This is a genomic window from Janthinobacterium sp. ROICE36 (assembly GCF_002869965.1).
Classification (GTDB): domain Bacteria; phylum Pseudomonadota; class Gammaproteobacteria; order Burkholderiales; family Burkholderiaceae_D; genus Janthinobacterium.
Map to the genome: position 1 here is coordinate 12,044 of NZ_PEBS01000028.1, position 20,468 is coordinate 32,511.

Annotated in this window: 18 protein-coding genes; 12 read left to right on the forward strand and 6 right to left on the reverse strand. The window is 61.2% G+C overall.

Annotated elements, in window-relative coordinates:
* The first annotated feature begins 191 nt into the window (after window positions 1-191).
* The 10 genes from CSZ94_RS13295 to CSZ94_RS13340 all read left to right on the forward strand — a co-directional run bounded on the left by CSZ94_RS13295 (window position 192) and on the right by CSZ94_RS13340 (window position 11,031).
* Window positions 192-584: an Mth938-like domain-containing protein gene (locus tag CSZ94_RS13295; RefSeq protein WP_102121936.1), complete on the forward strand. Its 393-nt coding sequence runs from the start codon at window positions 192-194 to the stop codon at window positions 582-584.
* Window positions 581-2,254 carry a glycosyltransferase family 39 protein gene (locus CSZ94_RS13300; protein ID WP_102121937.1) on the forward strand — a complete coding sequence of 558 codons (1,674 nt, stop codon included), beginning with the start codon at window positions 581-583 and terminating at the stop codon, window positions 2,252-2,254. The genes CSZ94_RS13295 and CSZ94_RS13300 overlap by 4 nt, the downstream gene beginning before the upstream one ends.
* A gap of 205 nt (window positions 2,255-2,459) precedes the next feature.
* The gene (locus CSZ94_RS13305) at window positions 2,460-3,596 is read left to right on the forward strand and encodes a DegT/DnrJ/EryC1/StrS family aminotransferase (protein ID WP_102121938.1); all 1,137 of its coding nucleotides are present in this window, start codon (window positions 2,460-2,462) and stop codon (window positions 3,594-3,596) included.
* An 11-nt stretch (window positions 3,597-3,607) separates the two neighbouring features.
* The gene (locus CSZ94_RS13310) at window positions 3,608-4,603 is read left to right on the forward strand and encodes a glycosyltransferase (RefSeq protein ID WP_102121939.1); all 996 of its coding nucleotides are present in this window, start codon (window positions 3,608-3,610) and stop codon (window positions 4,601-4,603) included.
* On the forward strand, window positions 4,603-5,520 hold the full coding sequence (locus CSZ94_RS13315) for a formyltransferase (protein WP_102121940.1): 918 nt from the start codon (window positions 4,603-4,605) through the stop codon (window positions 5,518-5,520). Before CSZ94_RS13310 ends, CSZ94_RS13315 begins: the two co-directional genes overlap by 1 nt.
* Window positions 5,521-5,541: 21 nt before the next feature.
* Complete coding sequence (locus tag CSZ94_RS13320) at window positions 5,542-6,594, forward strand: bifunctional UDP-4-keto-pentose/UDP-xylose synthase (protein ID WP_102121941.1); 1,053 nt, start codon at window positions 5,542-5,544, stop codon at window positions 6,592-6,594.
* On the forward strand, window positions 6,594-7,553 hold the full coding sequence (locus CSZ94_RS13325; RefSeq protein ID WP_102121942.1) for a polysaccharide deacetylase family protein: 960 nt from the start codon (window positions 6,594-6,596) through the stop codon (window positions 7,551-7,553). The genes CSZ94_RS13320 and CSZ94_RS13325 overlap by 1 nt, the downstream gene beginning before the upstream one ends.
* A 76-nt stretch (window positions 7,554-7,629) precedes the next feature.
* Complete coding sequence (locus CSZ94_RS13330) at window positions 7,630-8,100, forward strand: peroxiredoxin (protein ID WP_102121943.1); 471 nt, start codon at window positions 7,630-7,632, stop codon at window positions 8,098-8,100.
* Between the two features lie 311 nt (window positions 8,101-8,411).
* Window positions 8,412-10,217, forward strand: a complete 1,806-nt coding sequence (locus CSZ94_RS13335; RefSeq protein WP_102121944.1) for a PhoH family protein — start codon at window positions 8,412-8,414, stop codon at window positions 10,215-10,217.
* 139 nt (window positions 10,218-10,356) lie between these two features.
* Window positions 10,357-11,031, forward strand: a complete 675-nt coding sequence (locus CSZ94_RS13340) for a site-2 protease family protein (RefSeq protein ID WP_102121945.1) — start codon at window positions 10,357-10,359, stop codon at window positions 11,029-11,031.
* Between the two features lie 23 nt (window positions 11,032-11,054).
* Here CSZ94_RS13340 and CSZ94_RS13345 read toward each other — a convergent pair whose 3' ends face one another.
* Together CSZ94_RS13345 and CSZ94_RS13350 are read right to left on the reverse strand one after the other, a co-directional pair.
* Window positions 11,055-12,422 carry an NAD-dependent succinate-semialdehyde dehydrogenase gene (locus CSZ94_RS13345; protein ID WP_102121946.1) on the reverse strand — a complete coding sequence of 456 codons (1,368 nt, stop codon included), beginning with the start codon at window positions 12,420-12,422 and terminating at the stop codon, window positions 11,055-11,057.
* Window positions 12,423-12,579: 157 nt separating this feature from the next.
* Window positions 12,580-14,262 (reverse strand): serine hydrolase, encoded by a 1,683-nt coding sequence (locus CSZ94_RS13350; RefSeq protein WP_102121947.1) that lies wholly within the window; start codon window positions 14,260-14,262, stop codon window positions 12,580-12,582.
* 481 nt (window positions 14,263-14,743) lie between these two features.
* Here CSZ94_RS13350 and CSZ94_RS13355 point away from each other — a divergent pair, with 481 nt between their 5' ends.
* Together CSZ94_RS13355 and CSZ94_RS13360 are read left to right on the forward strand one after the other, a co-directional pair.
* Window positions 14,744-15,685 carry a bestrophin family protein gene (locus CSZ94_RS13355; protein WP_102121948.1) on the forward strand — a complete coding sequence of 314 codons (942 nt, stop codon included), beginning with the start codon at window positions 14,744-14,746 and terminating at the stop codon, window positions 15,683-15,685.
* 83 nt (window positions 15,686-15,768) lie between these two features.
* Entirely contained in the window at window positions 15,769-15,969 is a 201-nt protein-coding gene (locus CSZ94_RS13360; RefSeq protein ID WP_102121949.1) for a heavy-metal-associated domain-containing protein, read from the forward strand.
* Window positions 15,970-16,019: 50 nt separating this feature from the next.
* On the opposite strand, the gene CSZ94_RS13365 is transcribed toward CSZ94_RS13360, so the two are convergent.
* The 4 genes from CSZ94_RS13365 to CSZ94_RS13380 all read right to left on the reverse strand — a co-directional run bounded on the left by CSZ94_RS13365 (window position 16,020) and on the right by CSZ94_RS13380 (window position 20,466).
* Window positions 16,020-16,748: a glutathione S-transferase gene (locus CSZ94_RS13365; protein WP_102121950.1), complete on the reverse strand. Its 729-nt coding sequence runs from the start codon at window positions 16,746-16,748 to the stop codon at window positions 16,020-16,022.
* 21 nt (window positions 16,749-16,769) lie between these two features.
* Entirely contained in the window at window positions 16,770-17,189 is a 420-nt protein-coding gene (gene cueR / locus CSZ94_RS13370) for a Cu(I)-responsive transcriptional regulator (protein WP_102121951.1), read from the reverse strand.
* A gap of 1 nt (window position 17,190) precedes the next feature.
* Window positions 17,191-19,614 carry a heavy metal translocating P-type ATPase gene (locus tag CSZ94_RS13375; protein WP_102121952.1) on the reverse strand — a complete coding sequence of 808 codons (2,424 nt, stop codon included), beginning with the start codon at window positions 19,612-19,614 and terminating at the stop codon, window positions 17,191-17,193.
* A 105-nt stretch (window positions 19,615-19,719) separates the two neighbouring features.
* Window positions 19,720-20,466 (reverse strand): FecR family protein, encoded by a 747-nt coding sequence (locus CSZ94_RS13380; RefSeq protein ID WP_180977458.1) that lies wholly within the window; start codon window positions 20,464-20,466, stop codon window positions 19,720-19,722.
* Window positions 20,467-20,468: the final 2 nt, after the last annotated feature.

Here is a 20,468-nt window from a genome sequence, read left to right on the forward strand (position 1 = left end):
TAATCTTGCACCATTACCATGGCGCAAGCATGCACCGCCACTGTGGCGCAGAACATTGCAATTTGGAAAGGATATTGCTTTTCAGTCGCTCTTTTCTGTCATTTATGGCATGCTTACGCCCATGGCGGCGGCACGCAGTTCGGCCGCGCGCGTACCGATCAACCGACACGACCAGCCCCCCCGATATCGCCATGAAACTCCATGCCAGCAGCACCCAACAATACCAGACTGTCACCGGCTATGACGAGAACGGCGTCGAGATCAATGCCCAACCGTACAACTACAGCCTGATCGTCATGCCGGAAATGCCGCCACGGGCGTGGGGGGTGGCCACTTTCGAACAGCTGAGCGAGGCGCATTTCGCGCAAATCCTGGCCGATGCGCCCGACGTGGTCATCCTCGGCACGGGTGAGCGCCAGCGCTTCGTGCACCCGAAGCTGACGGCCGCGCTGACCATGCGCCGCATCGGCGTCGAGTGCATGGATAGCCAGGCAGCCTGCCGCACCTATAACATCCTGATGGGCGAAGGGCGCAAAGTCACCCTGGCCCTGATCCTGGCTCCTGGCGCAGGCAAGGCCGCATGAAAATCAACGTCAACGAATTGCACAGCTCGCGGCTGCTGATGTGGTCCCTGCTGGGCATCTTCATCGTCGTCACCCTGTATGCGCTGGGCGTACGCACCCTGGTGCCGCCCGACGAGGGCCGCTATGCCGAGATGGCGCGCGAAATGTTCGTCACGGGCGACTGGGTCACCACGCGCCTGAACGGCATCAAGTACTTTGAAAAGCCGCCGCTGCAAACGTGGATGAATGCGCTGACCTTCGCCGCCTTCGGCCTGGGCGAATGGCAGGCACGCCTGTGGACTGGCCTGTGCGGCATCATCGGCGTGTGCATGACGGCGTACGCAGGCAAGAAAGTGTTCGGTCCGCGCGTGGGTTTGTATGCGGGCCTGGTGCTGGCGTCGAGCCTGTTCTGGCTCGCTTCCGGCCAGATCAATTCGCTGGACATGGGGCTGTCGGGCATGATGACCCTGACCCTGACCAGCCTGTTGATTGCCCAGCGCGACGACGCCACCGCGCGTGAGCGCCGCAACTGGATGCTGGTATGCTGGGCAGGCATGGCGCTGGCCGTGCTGGCCAAGGGCTTGATCGGCATCGTCTTGCCGGGCGCCGTGCTGGTGCTGTATTCGCTGTGTGCGCGCGACTGGCGCATCTGGACGCGCCTGCACCTGGTCAAGGGCTTGCTGGTGTTCTTTGCCATCGCCACGCCCTGGTTCGTGCTGGTCGCCCTGCGCAATCCGGAGCAACCGCATTTCTTCTTCATCCACGAACATTTCCAGCGTTTCCTGATGAAGGGTCACAAGCGCGAAGGCGCCTGGTACTACTTCCTGGTCCTGCTCATTCCCGGCATCCTGCCATGGATAGGCGTGCTGCCGCAAAGCCTGGCCGCCGCCTTCAAGCGCCAGGAGGGCGCGTTCCAGCCCCGTTTGATGCTGCTGGTCTGGGCCATCTTCATTTTCTTCTTCTTCAGCTATTCGACCTCGAAGCTGCCTGGCTATATCGTGCCCATCTTCCCGGCGCTGGCATTGTTGGTAGGGCTGTACCTGGAATCGGCGTCGCGCCGCCAACGCATGCTGGCCGCCGGCCTGCTGTGCGTGCTGGGCGCAGCCGTCCTGATCGGCGGACCGATCGCCTTCGGCAAGGCCAGCGCACGCGATGCGGAAGCCCTGATCGCGCTCAAGGGTTACCAGCCATGGCTGATGGCGGCCGGCTTCTTCGTCCTGGCCGGCGGCGCGCTGGCTTTGCTGCATGCGCGCCAGTTGCGCCGCGACATGACCGTACTGACGATCGCCGGTGCCGGCTTCCTGGCCACGCACTGCATCCTGGCAGGCTCCGAACTGTATGGCCAGAACCGCGCAGGCACCGACATGCTGCCGCAGATCCAGGCCGAACTGACGGCCGATACCAAGCTCTATTCGGTCGGCATTTATGAACAGTCGCTGACCTATTATCTGCAGCGGCCCGTGATCCTCGTCGATTACTGGGATGAATTTACGTTTGGCCTGAAACAGCAGCCCGAACTGTCCATCCCGACCATCGAGCCGTTCATCACGCAGTGGACGAACGATGCCAATGCCGGCGTGCGCAACATGGCCATTATCAGCCTGGACCGCTACAAGGATTTGCAACAACGTGGCGTGCCCATGCGTGTCATTGCCGAGGATGCGCGCCGCATGGTCATTGCCAACAAATAAATATTTAAAGGGGCGCGAGGCAGCACGGCTCGCCCCCCGGCCAGCTTGCCCCGCCCCCGCATCAGCAGAATTTTTCACCGCTGAACCGGCTGCGCCGCCATACTGCCGATATAAAATAGCCATGCCTGCCTGCGGACGTTGACCGCATTGGCAGCCTCGGCGATGCCGATACCCTGACAAAATACAGATTCAAGAACCGCGCCCCATGACCTCTACCCTGCCCTTTTTGCCTTTTTCCAAACCCACCATCGATGAAGCAACCATCGCCGCTGTCGGCGAGGTACTGCGCTCGGGATGGATCACCAGCGGCCCGAAAGTGCAAGCCTTCGAAGCCCAGCTGTCCGAATATTTCGGCGGGCGCCCCGTGCGCACCTTCAATTCGGGTACTTGCACCATGGAAATCGCGCTGCGCATCGCCGGTGTCAAGCCCGGTGACGAAGTCATCACCACGCCCGTGTCGTGGGTAGCGACGGCCAACGTCATCATCGAAGTGGGCGCCACGCCCGTGTTTGCCGACATCGATCCCGTCACGCGCAATATCGACCTCGACAAGCTGGAAGCGGCCATCACGCCGCGCACCCGCGCCATCATCCCCGTCTACCTGTCGGGCCTGCCTGTCGACATGGACCGTCTGTACGCGATTGCTGAAAAGTACAATTTAAGAGTCGTGGAAGACGCGGCGCAAGCGTTCGGCTCCACCTGGAAGGGCAAGCGCATCGGCGCGTTTGGCGACTTCGTCTCGTTCAGCTTCCAGGCCAACAAGAATATCACCACGGGTGAAGGCGGCTGCCTCGTCCTCAACAACCTGGAAGAAGCCAGGCTGGCCGAGAAATACCGGCTGCAAGGCGTCACGCGCAGCGGCGTCGACGGCATCGACGTCGATGTGCTGGGTGGCAAATACAATATGAGCGACATCATGGCTGCCATCGGCCTGGGCCAGTTCGCCAATATCGAGGCCATCACGGCCCACCGCCGCGCGCTGGCACGCCACTATTTCGCGCAATTCGGCAGCGACTTCGAAGCGGCGAGCGGGGCCCAGCTGCCCGTGCCGGATTTTGAGAACAGCAACTGGCATTTGTTCCAGATCATCCTGCCTGACAACGGCCCCGGCACGCGCGCCGCGTTCATGCAGCAAATGGCGCAGCAAAACGTGGGGACGGGCTATCATTACGCACCCATCCACTTGTTTACCATGTACCGCGAACGCGGCTTTACCGAAGGCATGTTCCCCGTTTCGGAAAAGATCGGCCGCCTGACCGTAACCTTGCCGATGTTCTACGCCATGACGACACAGGACGTGGAACGGGCCGTCGCCACCGTCAAATCCATCCTCATCAAGTGAGCAGCGCGCCGATGAAACCTGAACTGTCCATTATCATTCCAATCTACAACGAACAGGATGGCCTGGCCAGCCTGTTCGCCCGCCTGTATCCGGCCCTCGATGCCTTGCAAACGAGCTACGAAATCATTTTCGTCAACGATGGCAGCGGCGACAATTCGGTGGCCATCCTGGCGGAACAGTTCCGCCAGCGCCCCGACGTCACGCGCGTGATCTTGTTCAATGGCAATTATGGCCAGCACATGGCCATCCTGGCCGGTTTTGAAGCGGCGCGCGGGCAGATCATGATCACGCTCGACGCCGACCTGCAGAACCCGCCTGAAGAAATCGGCAACCTGGTGGCAAAGATGCGCGAAGGCTACGATTACGTGGGCTCGATCCGGCGCAAGCGGCAAGATTCTGCCTGGCGCACGCTGGCGTCGAAAATGATGAACCGCCTGCGTGAAAAGATCACGAATGTCAAGATCAGCGACCAGGGCAACATGCTGCGCGCGTATGGCCGCAATGTGATCGACCTGGTCAACCAGTGCGCCGAAGTCAACACCTTCGTGCCCGCCCTGGCCTACACCTTTGCCCGCAAGCCCACGGAAATTACCGTCGAGCATGAAGAACGCGCTGCCGGCGAATCAAAATACTCGCTGTACAGCCTGATCCGCCTCAATTTCGACCTGGTCACGGGCTTTTCGCTGATTCCCCTGCAAATCTTTTCCATGCTGGGCATGGCGATGTCGCTGGGTTCGGCAATGCTGGTGATCTTCCTGCTGGTCCGCCGCTTCCTGCTGGGCGCGGAGGCCGAAGGCGTATTTACCCTGTTCGCCATCGCCTTCTTCTTCATGGGCGTGATCCTGTTCGGCATCGGGCTGGTGGGCGAATACGTGGGACGCATCTTCCAGCAAGTACGTGCCCGCCCCCGCTATGTGGTGCAAACCATCTTGCAGGATGGCATGGTCCAGGCGGAAGCCGAGGCGCCATCGTATGTGCGCCTGGACAAGCGCCAGGTGGGCCGCTGATGGGCGCCCCACGCGCCGTCGTCTTCGGCTACCACAATGTAGGCGTGCGCTGCATCAAGGTGCTGCTGGCCGGTGGCGTCGATATCGCCCTGGTCGTCACGCATGAGGACAGCCCTACGGAAAACCTGTGGTTCGAATCGGTCGCCAGCCTGTGCCGGGAAGAAGGCATCCCCTACATCACGCCCGGCGACGCGCGCGCGCCGGAACTGCTGGTGCAGGTGCAGACGGCAGCACCGGACATGCTGTTCAGCTTTTACTACCGCCACATGTTGCCCGCTAGCATCTTGGAAGTCGCTCCCGCCTACAATATGCACGGCTCGCTGCTGCCGCAGTTCCGTGGCCGCGCGCCCGTCAACTGGGCCGTGTTGCATGGCGCCACGGAGACGGGCGCCACCCTGCATGAAATGACGGTCAAACCCGACGCCGGCGCCATCGTGGCGCAAACGGCCGTGCCCATCCTGCCAGACGACACGGCCTTCGAAGTGTTCGGCAAAGTCACGGTGGCGGCGGAACAAACGCTGTGGGGCGTGCTGCCAGTCTTGCTGGACGGTACGGCGCCGCGCCAGCTCAACGATTTGCGCCAAGGCGGCTATTTTGGCGGGCGCAAGCCGGAAGACGGCCGCATCGACTGGAAGTTGGCTGCACAACAAGTATACAACCTGCATCGGGCGGTCGCGCCGCCCTACCCGGGCGCGTTCACCGAAGTCAACGATATCATTTACACCATCGTAGCAGCCCGTTTGAGCAAGCGTTCCGCAGGAAGTTTGCCAGCGGGCTTGGCGGTAGTGGATAATTGCATCTTTGGCGTCTGCGGAGACGGTCGCATGCTGGCCATTTCCGCGCTGAGGGCTGCCGGGGAGCCGATTTCGGCTCAGCAATTGCAAGCAAGTCTGACCGCCCGCGTCAGCACACACTGATATCACTCAAGAGAATCTCACATGAAAAAAGTCCTCATTTTAGGCGTCAACGGCTTCATCGGCCACCACCTGTCCAAGCGCATCCTGGAAACCACCGACTGGCATGTCTACGGCATGGACATGAATACGGATCGCATCACGGAATTGCTGGAAGATGACAACTACAAGTCGCGCATGCACTTCTTCGAAGGCGACATCACGATCAACAAGGAATGGGTCGAGTACCACGTCAAGAAATGCGACGTAATCCTGCCGCTGGTTGCCATCGCCACGCCGTCGACCTATGTCAAGCAGCCGCTGCGCGTGTTCGAGCTGGACTTCGAAGCGAACCTGCCTATCGTCCGTTCGGCTGCCAAGTACGGCAAGCACCTGGTCTTCCCGTCGACCTCGGAAGTGTATGGCATGTGCCATGACGAGGAATTCGATCCGGAAAACTCGGAACTGATCTGCGGCCCCATCAACAAGCCGCGCTGGATCTATTCGAACGCCAAGCAGCTGATGGACCGCGTGATCTGGGGCTACGGCATGGAAGGTTTGAACTTCACCCTGTTCCGTCCCTTCAACTGGATCGGCGCCGGCCTCGATTCGATCCACACGCCGAAAGAAGGCTCCTCGCGGGTAGTGACGCAATTCTTTGGCCATATCGTGCGCGGCGAAAACATCTCGCTGGTCGATGGCGGCGCGCAAAAACGCGCGTTTACCTACATCGATGACGGCATCGATGCGCTGATGCGCATTATCGCCAACAAGAATGGCATCGCCAGCGGCAAGATCTACAACATTGGCAATCCAGTTAACAATTACTCGATCCGCGACCTGGCCGGCATGATGCTGAGCCTGGCTGCCGAGTATCCTGAATATGCCGAAGGCGCGAAACACGTGAACATCGTGGAAACGACTTCGGGCGCCTACTACGGTGCCGGCTACCAGGACGTGCAAAACCGCGTGCCGAAAATCACGAATACCTGCGAAGAACTGGGCTGGGCGCCGAGCACCACCATGGCCGATTCCCTGCGCAATATTTTCGATGCCTACCGCAGCCAGGTAGCCCAAGCCAAAGCCTTGATGGATTAATGTTGAGCAAGCCGTTCCTGACCCTGAAGATCGACGTCGATACCTATCGCGGCACCCGTGTCGGCATGGGCAATCTGGTGCGCATGCTGGCCGCGCACCAGGCCAAGGCCACTTTTCTATTCTCGCTGGGCCCCGACCACACGGGCTGGGCCCTGCGGCGCGCCTTGCGGCCCGGTTTTTTCAGCAAGGTGTCACGCACTTCGGTGGTCGAGCACTACGGCTTGAAAACATTGATGTACGGCACCTTGCTGCCGGGACCCGATATCGGCAAGCAATGCGCGGCGCAATTGCGCGCCGTGCGCGATGCCGGTTTCGAGTGCGGCATCCACACCTGGGATCACACCCTGTGGCAAGACAACGTGGCCAAACGCAACGCTGCCTGGACCATCAACCTGATGCGCAAGGCCGCCAGGCGCTATGAACAGGTGTTTGGCGTGGCGCCGCACACGCATGGCGCGGCCGGCTGGCAAATGAATGTCAGCGCCTTTATCGAACACGACACGGCCGGCTACCGCTTTGCGTCCGATGGCCGCGTCATGCTCGACGCGCGCGGCGCCATGCTGCATCCGAGCAATGGCCCGCATCGCGTGCGCAATGGCAACACCATCCTGCAATGCGTGCAATTGCCCACCACCCTGCCCACTCTGGATGAGTTGCTGGGCTGCGAAATCGACGGCAAACTGATCACGACCGGCAATGTTGCCGCACACATATTGTCGCTGACGGCGGACAATCCCCGTGACCACGTGTATACCTTGCATGCGGAACTTGAAGGACAGAAACTCGCCCCCATTTTCGAACAACTGCTGGCTGGCTGGACAGCCCAGGGCTACCAGTTTGCAGCGATGGGCGATTATTATGAAAAGATAAAAGACTCCGACTTGCCCGTTTGTCCCATCACCTGGGATGAGTTGCCCGGGCGTTCGGGACGCCTGATTGTGCAGGGCAAAGCCGCCTGAATGCTGTATTGTTGCACCTGGATGCGTTGCCAGATTAAAAAAACAGCGCTGATGATCACCGTTCAGGAGAGAACCTGTGGCTGATAGCCAATCCCTCGTTAGCATACCCGACTTTAGCGCCGCCATGACCAGCGGCAAGACCTTTCAGTTGCTGGGCCGTCCGGCCAAGGCCACGGTGCTGTTTTTCTATCCAAAGGACAACACCCCCGGCTGCACGACTGAAAACATCGCCTTCCGTGATGCCTATCCGCAATTTATTGCCGCCGGCGTGGAAATCTACGGCATCAGCCGCGATTCCCTGCGCTCGCACGAAAGCTTCAAAGCCAAGCTGGAACTGCCATTCGAGCTCATTTCCGACCCGGACGAAGCCGTATGTCTGCTGTTTAACGTCATGAAGATGAAACAGATGTATGGCAAGACGGTCCGTGGCGTCGAACGCAGCACGTTTGTGATTGACGCCCAGGGCCGATTGGTGAAAGAATGGAGAGGCGTGAAGGTCGCAACTCACGTGGAAGAAGTGCTGGAATGCATGGCGCGTCTGAATTGATCATCTGTTGTGATCGCATGCGCGTTGTCGGCATCCAGCCAGCTTAGTTCGAAACTATCTCAACCTTAGCTCAACCGCAGTTCAGTTCACGGTACCTATCGCCATTTTGAGTCAACGAAGCGCCTCCACCCACTCCGCCAGGCGGGCCTGTAGCCCGCCGATGGCGTCCATGACCGGCCATGCTGCCGGCCTTCCGGCAGTTTCTCGTCCTGTAGCATTGTTGTTCCCCCGCATCCACCCCATGAGAAGTGCCGCCAGAAGCTGGCTGCCCATGGGCGATTCATTCCAGAAATTTTTTGATTGAGATCCTGATGCCACTGCCAAAATTACCGAGCAAGCCAGCCACCATCCTGGCAACCCAAGATTACCCAACCGTAGGCGCAGCGCGCCCGGCCACCAAAACCCCGGCAGCCAAGAAAGTGGCTGCACCGATCATTGAAGCGGCGATCGCCGAAGTTGCCAAGCCGGTCCGCAATGCGGCCACGAAGATCAAGCAAGTGGCGGCCCTGATGGTCGCCAAGCCGGCGCCTGCGCCAGCCGTTGCCGCGCCGGCGGCCGCACCAGCGGCGCCAGCAAAAGCCGCGCCGGTGACAAAAGGCAAGGTCACGCCGATCAAATCCGTCAAACAGGTTGAGCAAGCGCATCCGGCCAAGCACAAGGCGGTCGAAGTGCAGCTCAAGTCGTCCGCCAGCCGCGCCGCCGACCAGCGCGGCATCAGCAAGCTGTTCGTGCTCGACACCAACGTGCTGATGCACGATCCATCGTCGCTGTTCCGCTTCGAGGAACACGATGTGTATCTGCCGATGATGACCTTGGAAGAGCTGGACAACCATAAAAAGGGCATGACGGAAGTGGCGCGCAATGCACGCCAGGTGTCGCGTACCCTCGATGCCCTGATCAGCAATACGGATGACGACGCCATCGAACACGGTATCTTGCTGTCCAAGCTGGGCAACAAGGATGCCAAGGGCCGCTTGTTCTTCCAGACGCGCTTGCAAAGCGCCGACTTGCCGGCTGGCTTGCCAGTGGGCAAGGCCGACAACCAGATCCTCGCCGTCGTGCGTTCGCTGGAATCGGAACAGGCAGGCCGCCCCGTCGTGCTGGTGTCGAAAGACATCAACATGCGCATCAAGGCGCGCGCGCTGGGCTTGCCAGCCGAAGATTACTTCAACGACCATGTGCTGGAAGACACGGACTTGCTGTACTCGGGCATCGTGCAATTGCCGGACGACTTCTGGAACAAGCACGGCAAGGACATGGAATCGTGGCAGGAAAGCAAGAACGGCTACAGCTCCACCTTCTACCGCGTGACGGGGCCCTTCATTCCATCGCTGCTGGTCAACCAGTTCATCTACCTGGAACCGAAAAACGGCGAAACGCCGTTCTATGGTCAAGTCAAGCAGATCAACGGCAAGACGGCAGTGCTGCAAACCCTGCGCGACTTCAGCCACACGAAGAACAATGTGTGGGGCGTGACGGCGCGCAACCGCGAGCAGAACTTCGCGCTGAACCTCTTGATGAATCCGGAATGCGACTTCGTCACCTTGCTGGGCCAGGCCGGTACCGGCAAGACCTTGCTGGCCCTGGCCGCCGGCCTGGCGCAAGTGCTGGAAACCAAGCTCTACAATGAAATCATCGTCACCCGCGTGACGGTGCCCGTCGGCGAAGATATCGGTTTCCTGCCAGGCACGGAAGAAGAAAAGATGTCGCCATGGATGGGTGCCTTCGACGACAATCTGGAAGTGCTGAACAAGTCCGACTCCGATGGCGGCGAATGGGGCCGTGCGGCAACGCAAGACCTGATCCGTTCGCGCATCAAGATCAAGTCGCTCAACTTCATGCGCGGGCGCACGTTTGTCAACAAGTTCCTCATCATCGATGAAGCGCAAAACTTGACGCCGAAGCAAGTCAAGACCCTGGTCACGCGCGCCGGTCCCGGCACAAAGATCCTGTGCTTGGGCAACATCGCCCAGATCGACACGCCGTACCTGACGGAAGGCTCCAGCGGCCTGACCTACGTGGTCGACCGTTTCAAGGGTTGGACGCACAGCGGCCACGTCACCCTGGCCCGCGGCGAGCGTTCGCGCCTGGCCGACCACGCCAGCGAAGTGCTGTAAGTTATAGCGGGCAGCGCAAGCTGCCCAGTCATGCAAAAGCCCCGGCTGCAGCGATGCAGGCGGGGCTTTTTTCATGTGCGCGACTTTTCCCTGCGACATGTTCTAATACCGCTCTCTTTCCTCCTGGACTCCGTATCCGATGCCTCCCGCCTTCCAGTTGCTGCTTGCCCTCCTCATCTTCATGTTGATCCACATTTCCGTCATGGCGGCCTGCGCCAGGCTGTTCGGCATCACGGTCCGCAGCGTCAGCTATGGCGTGGGACCGACCTTGCTGACGCTGGGGAAAGTGAAGATCAGGCTGCTGCCCCTGGCCGGCAGCTTGATGCTGAAAGATACGCGCGAGGAAACGCTGTATGACGACGACCCCTGCCTTGACGCCTATAACTTCCAGCCGTTGTGGAAGCAGTTCGTGTTGCCGCTGAGCGGCGTGGCCGTCTTGCTGGCCTTGTCGCTGGGCATCATGGGAGCCTCGGGCTGGGACAGCTTTGTCGCTGCCTTCGGGCAAATCATCCACGGCGCGCTGGCACCGCTGTCGGCGGCGCAGGAATTGCTCGGTGACGGCGCAACGTTTGCCCGCACGCACGGCTTTGCGCTGGTATTCGCCTTGTGCTCATTCAAACTGTGCGCCTTCAACCTGCTGCCGTTTGCCGGCTTGAACGGTGGGCAGGCGCTGCTGGCCATCGCGCGCGGCGGCAAGCCCTATGTGGCGTGGGAAGAGTCGGTAGCGAAGTGGCTATTGCTGCCGGGTCTGGCGATCTTGCTGGCGTGGGTAGTGGCGTTTTGCTGGTATGGCTGGAAAGCGCTACCAGTGTAAGGCAGCGCCGCAAAGTCGCCCAATCAGCCGACCAGCACCAGCTTGCGGTTAACAAATTCCATGATGCCCAGGTCGGACAATTCGCGGCCATAGCCTGAATGCTTCACGCCGCCGAATGGCAGGTCCGGTGCCGTGATGGCGGGCGAGTTGATGAAGACCATGCCCGTCTCGATCTGGCTGGCCAGACGCTTGCCGCGCGCCACATCGGCCGTGATGATGGTGCCGCCCAGACCGAATGGCGAGTCATTCGCCAGCGCGATGGCTTCCTGCTCGTTGCTGACACGGAAAATCATGGCCACGGGGGCAAAAAATTCCTGGTAGTACACGGGGTTCGACGGCGCCACCTCGGCCAGGATGGTCGGCTGCAGGAAGTAGCCCGGGCGCTCGATGCGCTGGCCACCCAGCAGCACCTTGGCGCCCCCTTCCAAGGCCTGGCCGATTTGCTTGACGGCCAGCTCCAGCGCCGCCTCGCTGGACAGTGGAGCCAGCGTAGTCTCAGCGTCCATGGGGTCGCCTGGCTGCAATTTCGCCAGTTCCGCCTGGAAGCGCTCGACAAAGATGTCGGCGATGCTGTCGAGCAAAATGAAGCGCTTCGAGCCATCGCATACCTGGCCCGCGTTCTGGATGCGGCCGATGACGGCCAGTTTGACGGCCAGATCCATGTCGGCGTCGTCGAGCACGATGAAAGCGTCGCTGCCGCCCAATTCCATCGTGGTTTTCTTCAGGGCTTTGCCTGCCGTGGCGGCCACAGAGGCGCCAGCCCGCTCACTGCCCGTCAGCGCCACGCCTTGCACACGCACGTCGGCAATCGCCGTGGCCACTTGCTCACTGGAAAAGAAAGCATTCGTGTAGGCGCCCGCCGGCGCACCCGCGTCGAGGAACAGTTTTTCAAAGGCCAGCGCGCACTGGGGCACGTTGGAAGCATGTTTTACCACCAAGGTGTTGCCTGCCATCAGGTTCGGTCCTGCCACCCTGGCTAGTTGGTAATAGGGGAAATTCCACGGTTCGACGCAGAATATCACGCCCAACGGCGCGATTTCCACCGTCGCTTCACCGCGCTTGACGTCGAGTGGCTTGGGCGCCAGGAATTGCTCGGCATTGTCGGCGTAATAATCGAGAATCTGCACGCACAGCGCTACTTCCTGCTGTGCTTCCTTGAACAGTTTGCCCATTTCCATGGTAATCAATTTGGCGAAATCATCGCGCTGTTCTTGCAACAGCGTGGCCGCTTTCTTGACCACAGCCTTGCGCTCGGCAAAGCTGCGCTGGCGCCAGTCGCTCTCGAAGGTGGTGGCGGCCTGGGCCAATATACTGTCCATTTGCGCATCGCTATGCGGAGTGAAAGTCTGCTCGATCTGTTCGCTGTAGGGATTCGTGGTCTGATAGCTCATCTGATTTCCTTGGTCGTGGTGCCCCGGGGAAGGCGCGGGGTAGCTTAACAGTATGCTGGTAAGCGGCCGACGCGACAGTACGCACGCGAACATAGTGGCCAAAGACCACAGGCGCCTCGCGGCGCCTGTGGAGGAATCACTAGTCGACCGGAACGGCTTAATTCACCCGCTTGGCTGGCATATCCTGTCCTTCCTGGCGCAGCACCAGTTGCTCTGTCTTGCCATCGGCATCCTTGCTGAAACGCACTTCCGCATCGACTTCATTCGAGAAGAAAGCCGTCTCGCTCATGGGCAGCATGGCCAGCTTGCGGAAACCCGTCACCTGGGCGAAGAACTTGTCGCCTTCGCGCGTCACCTCCAGGTAGACCTCGGGCGCCAGCGCATAGCGGCCCACGTAGGCATCGAATTGTGCAGTCGTCATGGCGACCACCGTACGGGCCGGCTTGACGGCGCTGGCCCGCTCGTGCACGGACTTCGATTCGCCGCCATCGTTGAGGATCAGCTGCGCCTCGCCCTTGGGACCTCGCTCGAACTCGGCAGTGGTGAGGGTATTCTCAATCAAAAAACCATTGGGCGAATAGGCCAGCAGACGCTGCGCCGGGCGCCCCGTACGCTGCAGCAACAGGGTGCCCTCGAAGTTGCGGATCGTGTAGCCAGCCTTGTCATTGATGGTGTACACGCCCGCATACGCATCGAGGATGGCGGGCTTGAGCGTAATGACCTTGATCTCGGGATACGGCCGGCCCACGGCGATGGCGGCCGCCTTGCGGGCGACCACATCGGGATCGACCAGGCCCGTGTCCGAGTTTTCCAGCACGGCCACGTAGACTTTTTCCTTCGGCAAACGCATCGCATACGTGGAAAAACCATTGATACCGCCACTATGGTGGATGACGGGGGTGTTTTGCCAGGTGCCCACCTTCCAGCCAAAGCCGGAACGGGTCGCCTTGCCATCGTTCAACTTGGCCTGCGTGAACGCTTGCTGCCAGGTGGCGGCCTTGAGCAGCTTGCCGTCCGAGATGGCCGCATCCCAGCGCGCCAGGTCGTCCACGGTGGAAACGAGCGCGCCGGCCGCATACGGCTGCGTCATGCTCAGGGGCAAGTTTGGTACATAGGCCTCGCCCGAACGGATATGCCCGGCCGCGCGCTTGACGGGCCGGCGCTCGTGGCCTTCGTATGCCGTGTCGTTCATGCCCAGCGGCACGAATATCTGCTGTTCCACAAACGTGGCATACGGCTGGCCCGATGCCTTTTCAATGATGGCGCCCAGCAGGAAATAGCCGGAACTGCTGTAACTCCATTGCGTGCCAGGTTCAAAGTCCAGGGGATCGTTCTTGAAGAAATCGATCATTTGCGCCACGCTCAAGTCTTTCGTGCTGTTGGGCACAAATTCCGGCTTCCTCGTGTAGTCATGGATGCCGGACGTGTGCGCGAGCAGTTGCCCGATCGTGATTTTCTTGCCATGCGTCGGGTAATCGGGCAGGAATGTCGTGATGTCATCGGTGACGGCCAGCTTGCCCTGGTCGGCCAGCCGCAGGATGGCGACGGCCGTGAATTGCTTGGAAATGGAACCCAGGCGCAGCGACATGTCGGGCGTCAGCGGCTGGCCATCGAGCACACTGGCCAGGCCATACGCCTTGCGCAACAGGGGCTGACCATCCTTGACGACGATGACGACGGCGCCCGGTTCCGTGGCCTTGTAATAGGGAGCGATGCTGGCATCGATTTGCGCGGCCAGCGCTTGCTGCTGCTGGCTCAGTGGAGCGGGCTGGTCGGCCCAGGTGGACGCTGCTTGCAACAGGATCAGGGTGGCGAGGCAGATGCTGGAAACTTTAAACATGTAGACCGCTTTCCAAAGAAGGATGAACAGGCATGACCAGGGCCCCTGGCGGCAGCTATCGGGCGGGCGCGTTTGCCTTAGAAAATATTTCCAATTAGCTCACTCAGCCTAACAGAGACAATCAGGAGCAAAACTCCCCATTTGTCACAGGGTGCTGTGCACGCCAACTTGCCGCTTTGATTTTTGCGAAAAGATCCGGCGGCAGCTGGCCGCAGAAAGCTGAAATTTACGTATATACCACAAATGAAACATTCATTCATGAAATGAATAATGCCCATTAATACTGTGAATTGGCCGCAAGCGAAATGGCGGCCTATACTTCAGCGCTCTCCCCTACACTGCTTCCCATGCACACCCTGCTCAGCCCGCTCACACTGCGGGCTTTTTGTTCCCCGTCCCTGCCACGCTGTTTTTCTGTACTTCCAAGCAATCACCGGTCCCGTGTTTCCCCGCTTGCCCAGCACCCGACAGGGAGTCGCTCATGATCGTGCGCGAGCGTCCATCGGCGCTACGGCTGTTTCTGGTGGTGCGCGGCTCCGTCCTGCCGCGCATCCGCACCACTCTCATCGTCAACACCCTGATCGCCACCCTCGTCACCTGGTGTCACGGCACCCTGTTCGACCACAAGATCATCCTCACCACCATCCCGTTTACCCTGATTGGCTTGCCGCTGGCCATCTTCCTTGGCTTTCGCAACACGGCCGCCTATGACCGTTACTGGGAAGCGCGCAAGCTGTGGGGGGAACTGGTGTTGCGCAGCCGTAATTTCTCGCGCCAGTGCCAGACCATGATACGCAGCGATACGCCAGCCCACGCCCGGCTGGGCCTGGACGATGTCCGCGTGCGCATGATCTACCGCGCCATCGCCTTTTGCCACGCCCTGCGCCACCAGCTGCGCGACACGCGCGGACCGGACGACTTGCAGCCACTGCTGCGCCCGGCCGAATGGGAAGCGGCATGCCAGGCGGCGAACCCGTCCGACTACCTGATGCTGCAGATGGGCCACGACCTGGCCGACAGCCTCAGGCAAGGGCGCATCGACAGCATCCTCGCCACGCAGATCGATAACACGATCTCGGCCATGGTGGGCGCGGGAGCCTCGTGCGAACGCATCCGCAGCACGCCGATTCCGTTCTCGTATTCGCTACTCTTGCACCGTACGGCCTATCTGTACTGTTTCCTACTGCCCTTCGGCCTGGTCGATTCGCTCGGCTTCATGACGCCTTTCGTCGTCGCCATCGTCGCCTACACCTTCTTTGGCCTCGATGCCCTGGGCGACGAGATCGAAGAACCGTTCGGCGAAGATGCCAACGACCTGCCCCTGTCGGCCATGTGCCGCGCCATCGACATCAGCTTGCGCGTATCCGTGCAGGATGAGAATGTGCCGCCGCCCATGCAAGCCGTCGATTTTCTGCTGAATTGATCCACACACCAGCTTTTCCCTTGACCTTACCACCGGGGGAAGGCTTACAGTGGGCACACTTAATCATTCAAGGAGTGCTTGCCATGTATCAGTTACAAGTTGAAAACATGAGCTGCGGCCATTGCGTCGGCTCGGTCACGAAAGCGGTGCACGGCATCGATCCTGGCGCACAGGTGCAGATCGACCTGGCCAGCAAGCGCGTCACGGTGGAATCGCCCGCCGAACTGGACGCCATCAGCGCCGCCATCGTGGAAGCGGGCTACCCCGTCACCAGCGCGCAGTAACAACAGTGGCATCCACAGGACAGCCGGCCTTCGCGCCGGCTGTTTTTTGTTTACCCGTCCAGTTCAGGGTAATGGCGGAAGATGCCTTCCTGATTGAATGCAATTCTGCGTTTAGATTGCAGGTAGCGGGCAATGTTCGGCCTCGCCGCCACGGCGTCGTGCAGCGCGAACAGGGCGGGGTACAGGGGCGCCAGGCGCGCCATGGCTTGCGGAAACGCATAGCGCAGGCCAGCCAGCATCTGGAACAGCGACAGGTCGCCATAGCTGAGCTTTGCGCCTACCAGGTACTGGCCGCGGCTGCGATTGCTCAGCAAGACCTGGGTGAAGTAATCGAGGAATTTGGGCAAACGTGTTTCGCGGAAGTCCGCGCTGCGCAGCATGGCCGCCTGCTGTTGCTCTTCGTAATACTGATTCATCGACAGCGGATGATGCGTGTCATGCACTTCCGTCAGCCAGTCGGCCATCGTCAATTGCAGCTGATTCAGCCACAGGCGGACGCTCTCCGCGCGCAGCGCCAGGCCCAGGCGCCGACCCAGGTACAGCAGGATATTCGTGGTCTGCCCGATCAGCACCTCGCCGTCGCGTAACACGGGTGGCGCGTAGGCGGCGTGTGGCGTGCTGTCGCCATCGAGGCAAGCCAGCAAGGCCGGCATGCCTTGTCCCTTGCGTTCAGGCAAACGGGCGATATCGCGGTACTCGGCGCCCGCCTCTTCCAGCGCCAGGCGGATGAATTCGCCGCGCCCCTGTAGCGTGGGCCAGTAATACAGTTCGTAGGCCATGCATCCTCCTGTTGATTTACCTCAATGGCAGCAAGCCTTCGCTTCCGTGTCGCCGGCCAGCCCCAGGCTTTGCAAGATGGGGCAATCGGGTTTGTCGTCGCCGTGGCACGATTGCGCCAGATGGGCCAGGGTATCGCGCATTTCCGTCAGTTCGGCGATGCGGGTATTCAGATCGGCGACGTGCGCCAGGGCGATACCTTTGACGTCCGCACTGGCACGCTGGTCGTTTTGCCACAGCGACAGCAGTTCGCGGATTTGCTCCAGCGAAAAACCCAGGCCCCGCCCGCGCCTGATAAAACGCAAGGCGTGCAAGTCGTTCGGCGTGTAGATGCGGTAACCGGCATCGCTGCGCGCGCTGGGTTTGAGCAAGGCTATGCTTTCGTAGTAGCGTATCATTTTTGCCGATACGCCCGTTTCACTGGCTGCCTGGCCGATATTCATCCTATGACTCCTTGGTATGCGCACTGCGGGCTTTCCAGCGGCGCAGCAACAGGGCATTGCTGATCACGCTGACGGAACTGAAGGCCATCGCCGCGCCCGCCACCATGGGGTTGAGCAAGCCGAAGGCGGCCAGCGGTATGCCGATCATATTATAGATAAATGCCCAGAACAGATTCTGCCGTATCTTGCCGTAGGTGCGGCGCGAGATATCGATGGCGTCCGCCACCAGGGCCGGATCGCCGCGCATCAGGGTAATGCCGGCCGCGTGCATGGCCACGTCCGTGCCCGTCGACATGGCGATGCCCACGTCGGCAGCGGCCAGCGCGGGCGCATCGTTGATGCCGTCGCCCACCATGGCCACCTTGGCGCCCGCGCCTTTCAGTGCGACAATTTTAGCGGTTTTATCGGCCGGCAGCATTTTCGCCTCCACCGTGTCGATTCCCAGCAGCTTGCCGACGGCGTCCGCGCTGCCCTGGTTGTCCCCCGTCAACATCACCGTGCGGATGCCCAGGCTGTGCAGATGGGCAATGGCCGCCTGCGCATTCGGCTTGACCTGGTCGCTGAAGGCGAACAGGCCCAGCAGTTCCGATCCCGAGGCCAGCCAGGAAATCGTGTTGCCCGTGTTTTCCAGCGCCAATGCCTGGCTGGCCAGCGGCGCCATGTCCACCTGCAACTCCTGCATCAGGCGCGTGCTGCCCAGTTTCAATTCCAGGCCATCGACGTGGGCCGCCAGGCCGCGCCCAGGCAAGGCCGACAGGCCCTTGGCTGGCAAAGACTCGATGTGGCGCGCGGCCGCTGCATCCAGCACGGCCGTAGCCAGGCTGTGCTCGCTGCCGCGCTGGATGCTGGCCGCCAGTTGCAACAGCCGTGCGTCCTCGATGCCGTGCGCATGCAGGGCCGCCAGGGCAGGTTTGCCGATGGTCAAGGTGCCCGTCTTGTCAAACACGACCGTATTGACAGCGTGCGCTACTTCCAACGCTTCCGCATCCTTGATCAGAATGCCGTAGCGGGCGGCCACGCCCGTGCCCGCCATAATGGCCGTCGGCGTGGCCAGGCCCAGCGCGCATGGGCAGGCGATGACCAGCACGGCCACGGCATTGATGATGGCATTTTCCAGCTCACCGGTGGCAAACCACCAGCCCAGCAAGGTCAGCAGCGCCAGCACCAGCACCACGGGCACGAAGATGGCGCTAACCTTGTCGACCAGATGCTGAATGGGCGCCTTGGCCGCCTGCGCCTCTTCCACCAGGCGGATGATGCGCGACAAGGTCGTCTCGCCACCCACGGCTTGCGTACGCACCAGCAACAAGCCATCGGCATTGATGGCGCCGCCCGTCACCTTGTCGCCCACATGCTTATCCACGGGCAAGCTTTCGCCCGTGATCAGCGATTCGTTGATCTGGCTGGCACCCTCCACCACCACGCCATCGACGGCCACCCGCTCGCCGGGACGTATCACCACCAGGTCGCCCACTTTGACCTGCTCCACAGGCAAGTCAAGCTCCACGCCATCGCGGCGCACGCGGGCCGACTCGGGACGCAACACCTGCAGCGCACGGATGGCCGAGGCCGTCTGGCGCTTGGCACGGCTTTCCAGCCATTTGCCCAGCAACACCAGGGTGATGACGACGGCCGATGCCTCGAAATACAGGTGCGGCGACATCTCGCCCGCCGTCAGCCATTGGTAGACAGACAAGCCATATGCGGCGCTCGTGCCCAAGGCCACCAGCAAGTCCATATTGCCGCTGCCGGCGCGCGCCGCCTTCCAGCCCGCCTTGTAGAAACGCGCGCCAAAGTAAAACTGCACGGGCGTGGCCAAGGCGAACTGCAGCCAGCCGGGCAGCATCAGGTGGATGCCAGCCCATTCGAGCAGCATGGGCAGCATCAGGGGGAAGGCCAGCACGGCCGAGAACGCCACTTTCATGCCGTCGCGCTTGGGCGCCGCGGCAGGCGCGCCGGCCTGGCTGGCGGCGGGCACTGTGGCGGCATAGCCGGCCTTGTCGATGGCGGCGATCAGGGTGCCCGCCTCCAGGTCGCCCGTCACCTTGATGCGCGCGCTTTCCGTGGCCAGGTTGACGCTGGCGGCCAGCACGCCCGGTACCTTCAACAAGGCTTTTTCCACCCGGCCCACGCACGAGGCGCAGGTCATGCCGGCGATGTTCAGGTCGATCTCGCGCTGCGCTACCGTGTAGCCAGCCTTTTCCACGGCCGCCTGCAGGGTAGCCAGGGGAATTGGCGTGCTGGACGTGACCTTGGCCACTTCAGTGGCCAGGTTGACGCTGGCCAGGATCACGCCGGGCACGGCGGCCAGGGCTTTTTCCACGCGGCCCACGCATGAGGCGCAGCTCATGCCTTCGATGGCCAGCGCCTGCGCATGCGCGGCGACGGGAGGGGAAGCGGCGGGAGCGGGTGCACTCTGGTTCATGGCAGATCCTGTACGAAAGATTAACGAATAGGATCAGGATCTGCTATCCCATGATGGGAAGGTCAAGCCCTATTTTTCAGGCGTGCCGGACTTTCTGGAAACAGCTTAGCGCACCACGCAATCGATGGCGGCAGGCTTGCTGCCGCCTGCAGCGCTGCCCGAACTCGATGGCGGCGCTGAAAAGACTGGCGGCGGCGTGAACTTGATGCCGGGATCGACGGGCAGCAACACGGGCGGCTGCCTGATGTTGGGCGTAAAGCCGAACTGGCCGGCGGCGATATCGAGCGTGCCGCCTGGATTGCTCACCACGATTTGGCCGTTGCTCACCGACGTGTACAGCCCTGGCGCAAGGGTCGACCCTGCCGGCGATCCCGTTTTGGGTAGCGACGAGCCTGGTGTCGCATAGCCACCGGCGCTGACATACTCGGCAGTGAAATACGTGCCGCGGATACCGATGGTGGCGACCGGCGTCTTCATCTCGAAGCGCTCTTTGTTGCGCTTGCCCAGCAAGCCCGACAGCGAACGCAAACCTCCCTTGACCAGGTTGAACGAGGCCCGGTCGCCGTCGGGCTGATCGGCCTGGTAGGCGAACTGCTCAACCACAAAGGTGGTACTTGGCTTCAGGGTGATCTCGCTGTTGTCGATGAATTTCACCAGGGCATAGGTGTTTTTCTCCGTCACCAGCGTATCGCCAGCCTCCACCTCGGACTTGAGCGACAATATCTTGACCTTGCCGTCGGCCTTTTTCGCCATCATCGGCCCGCTCAACTGCGTCACCGTGCCCGCCACTTGGGCGAACGCATGCAGGCTGATGCTCATCAGCACCAGCCACAGCATGGCGCCCACCAGCATCG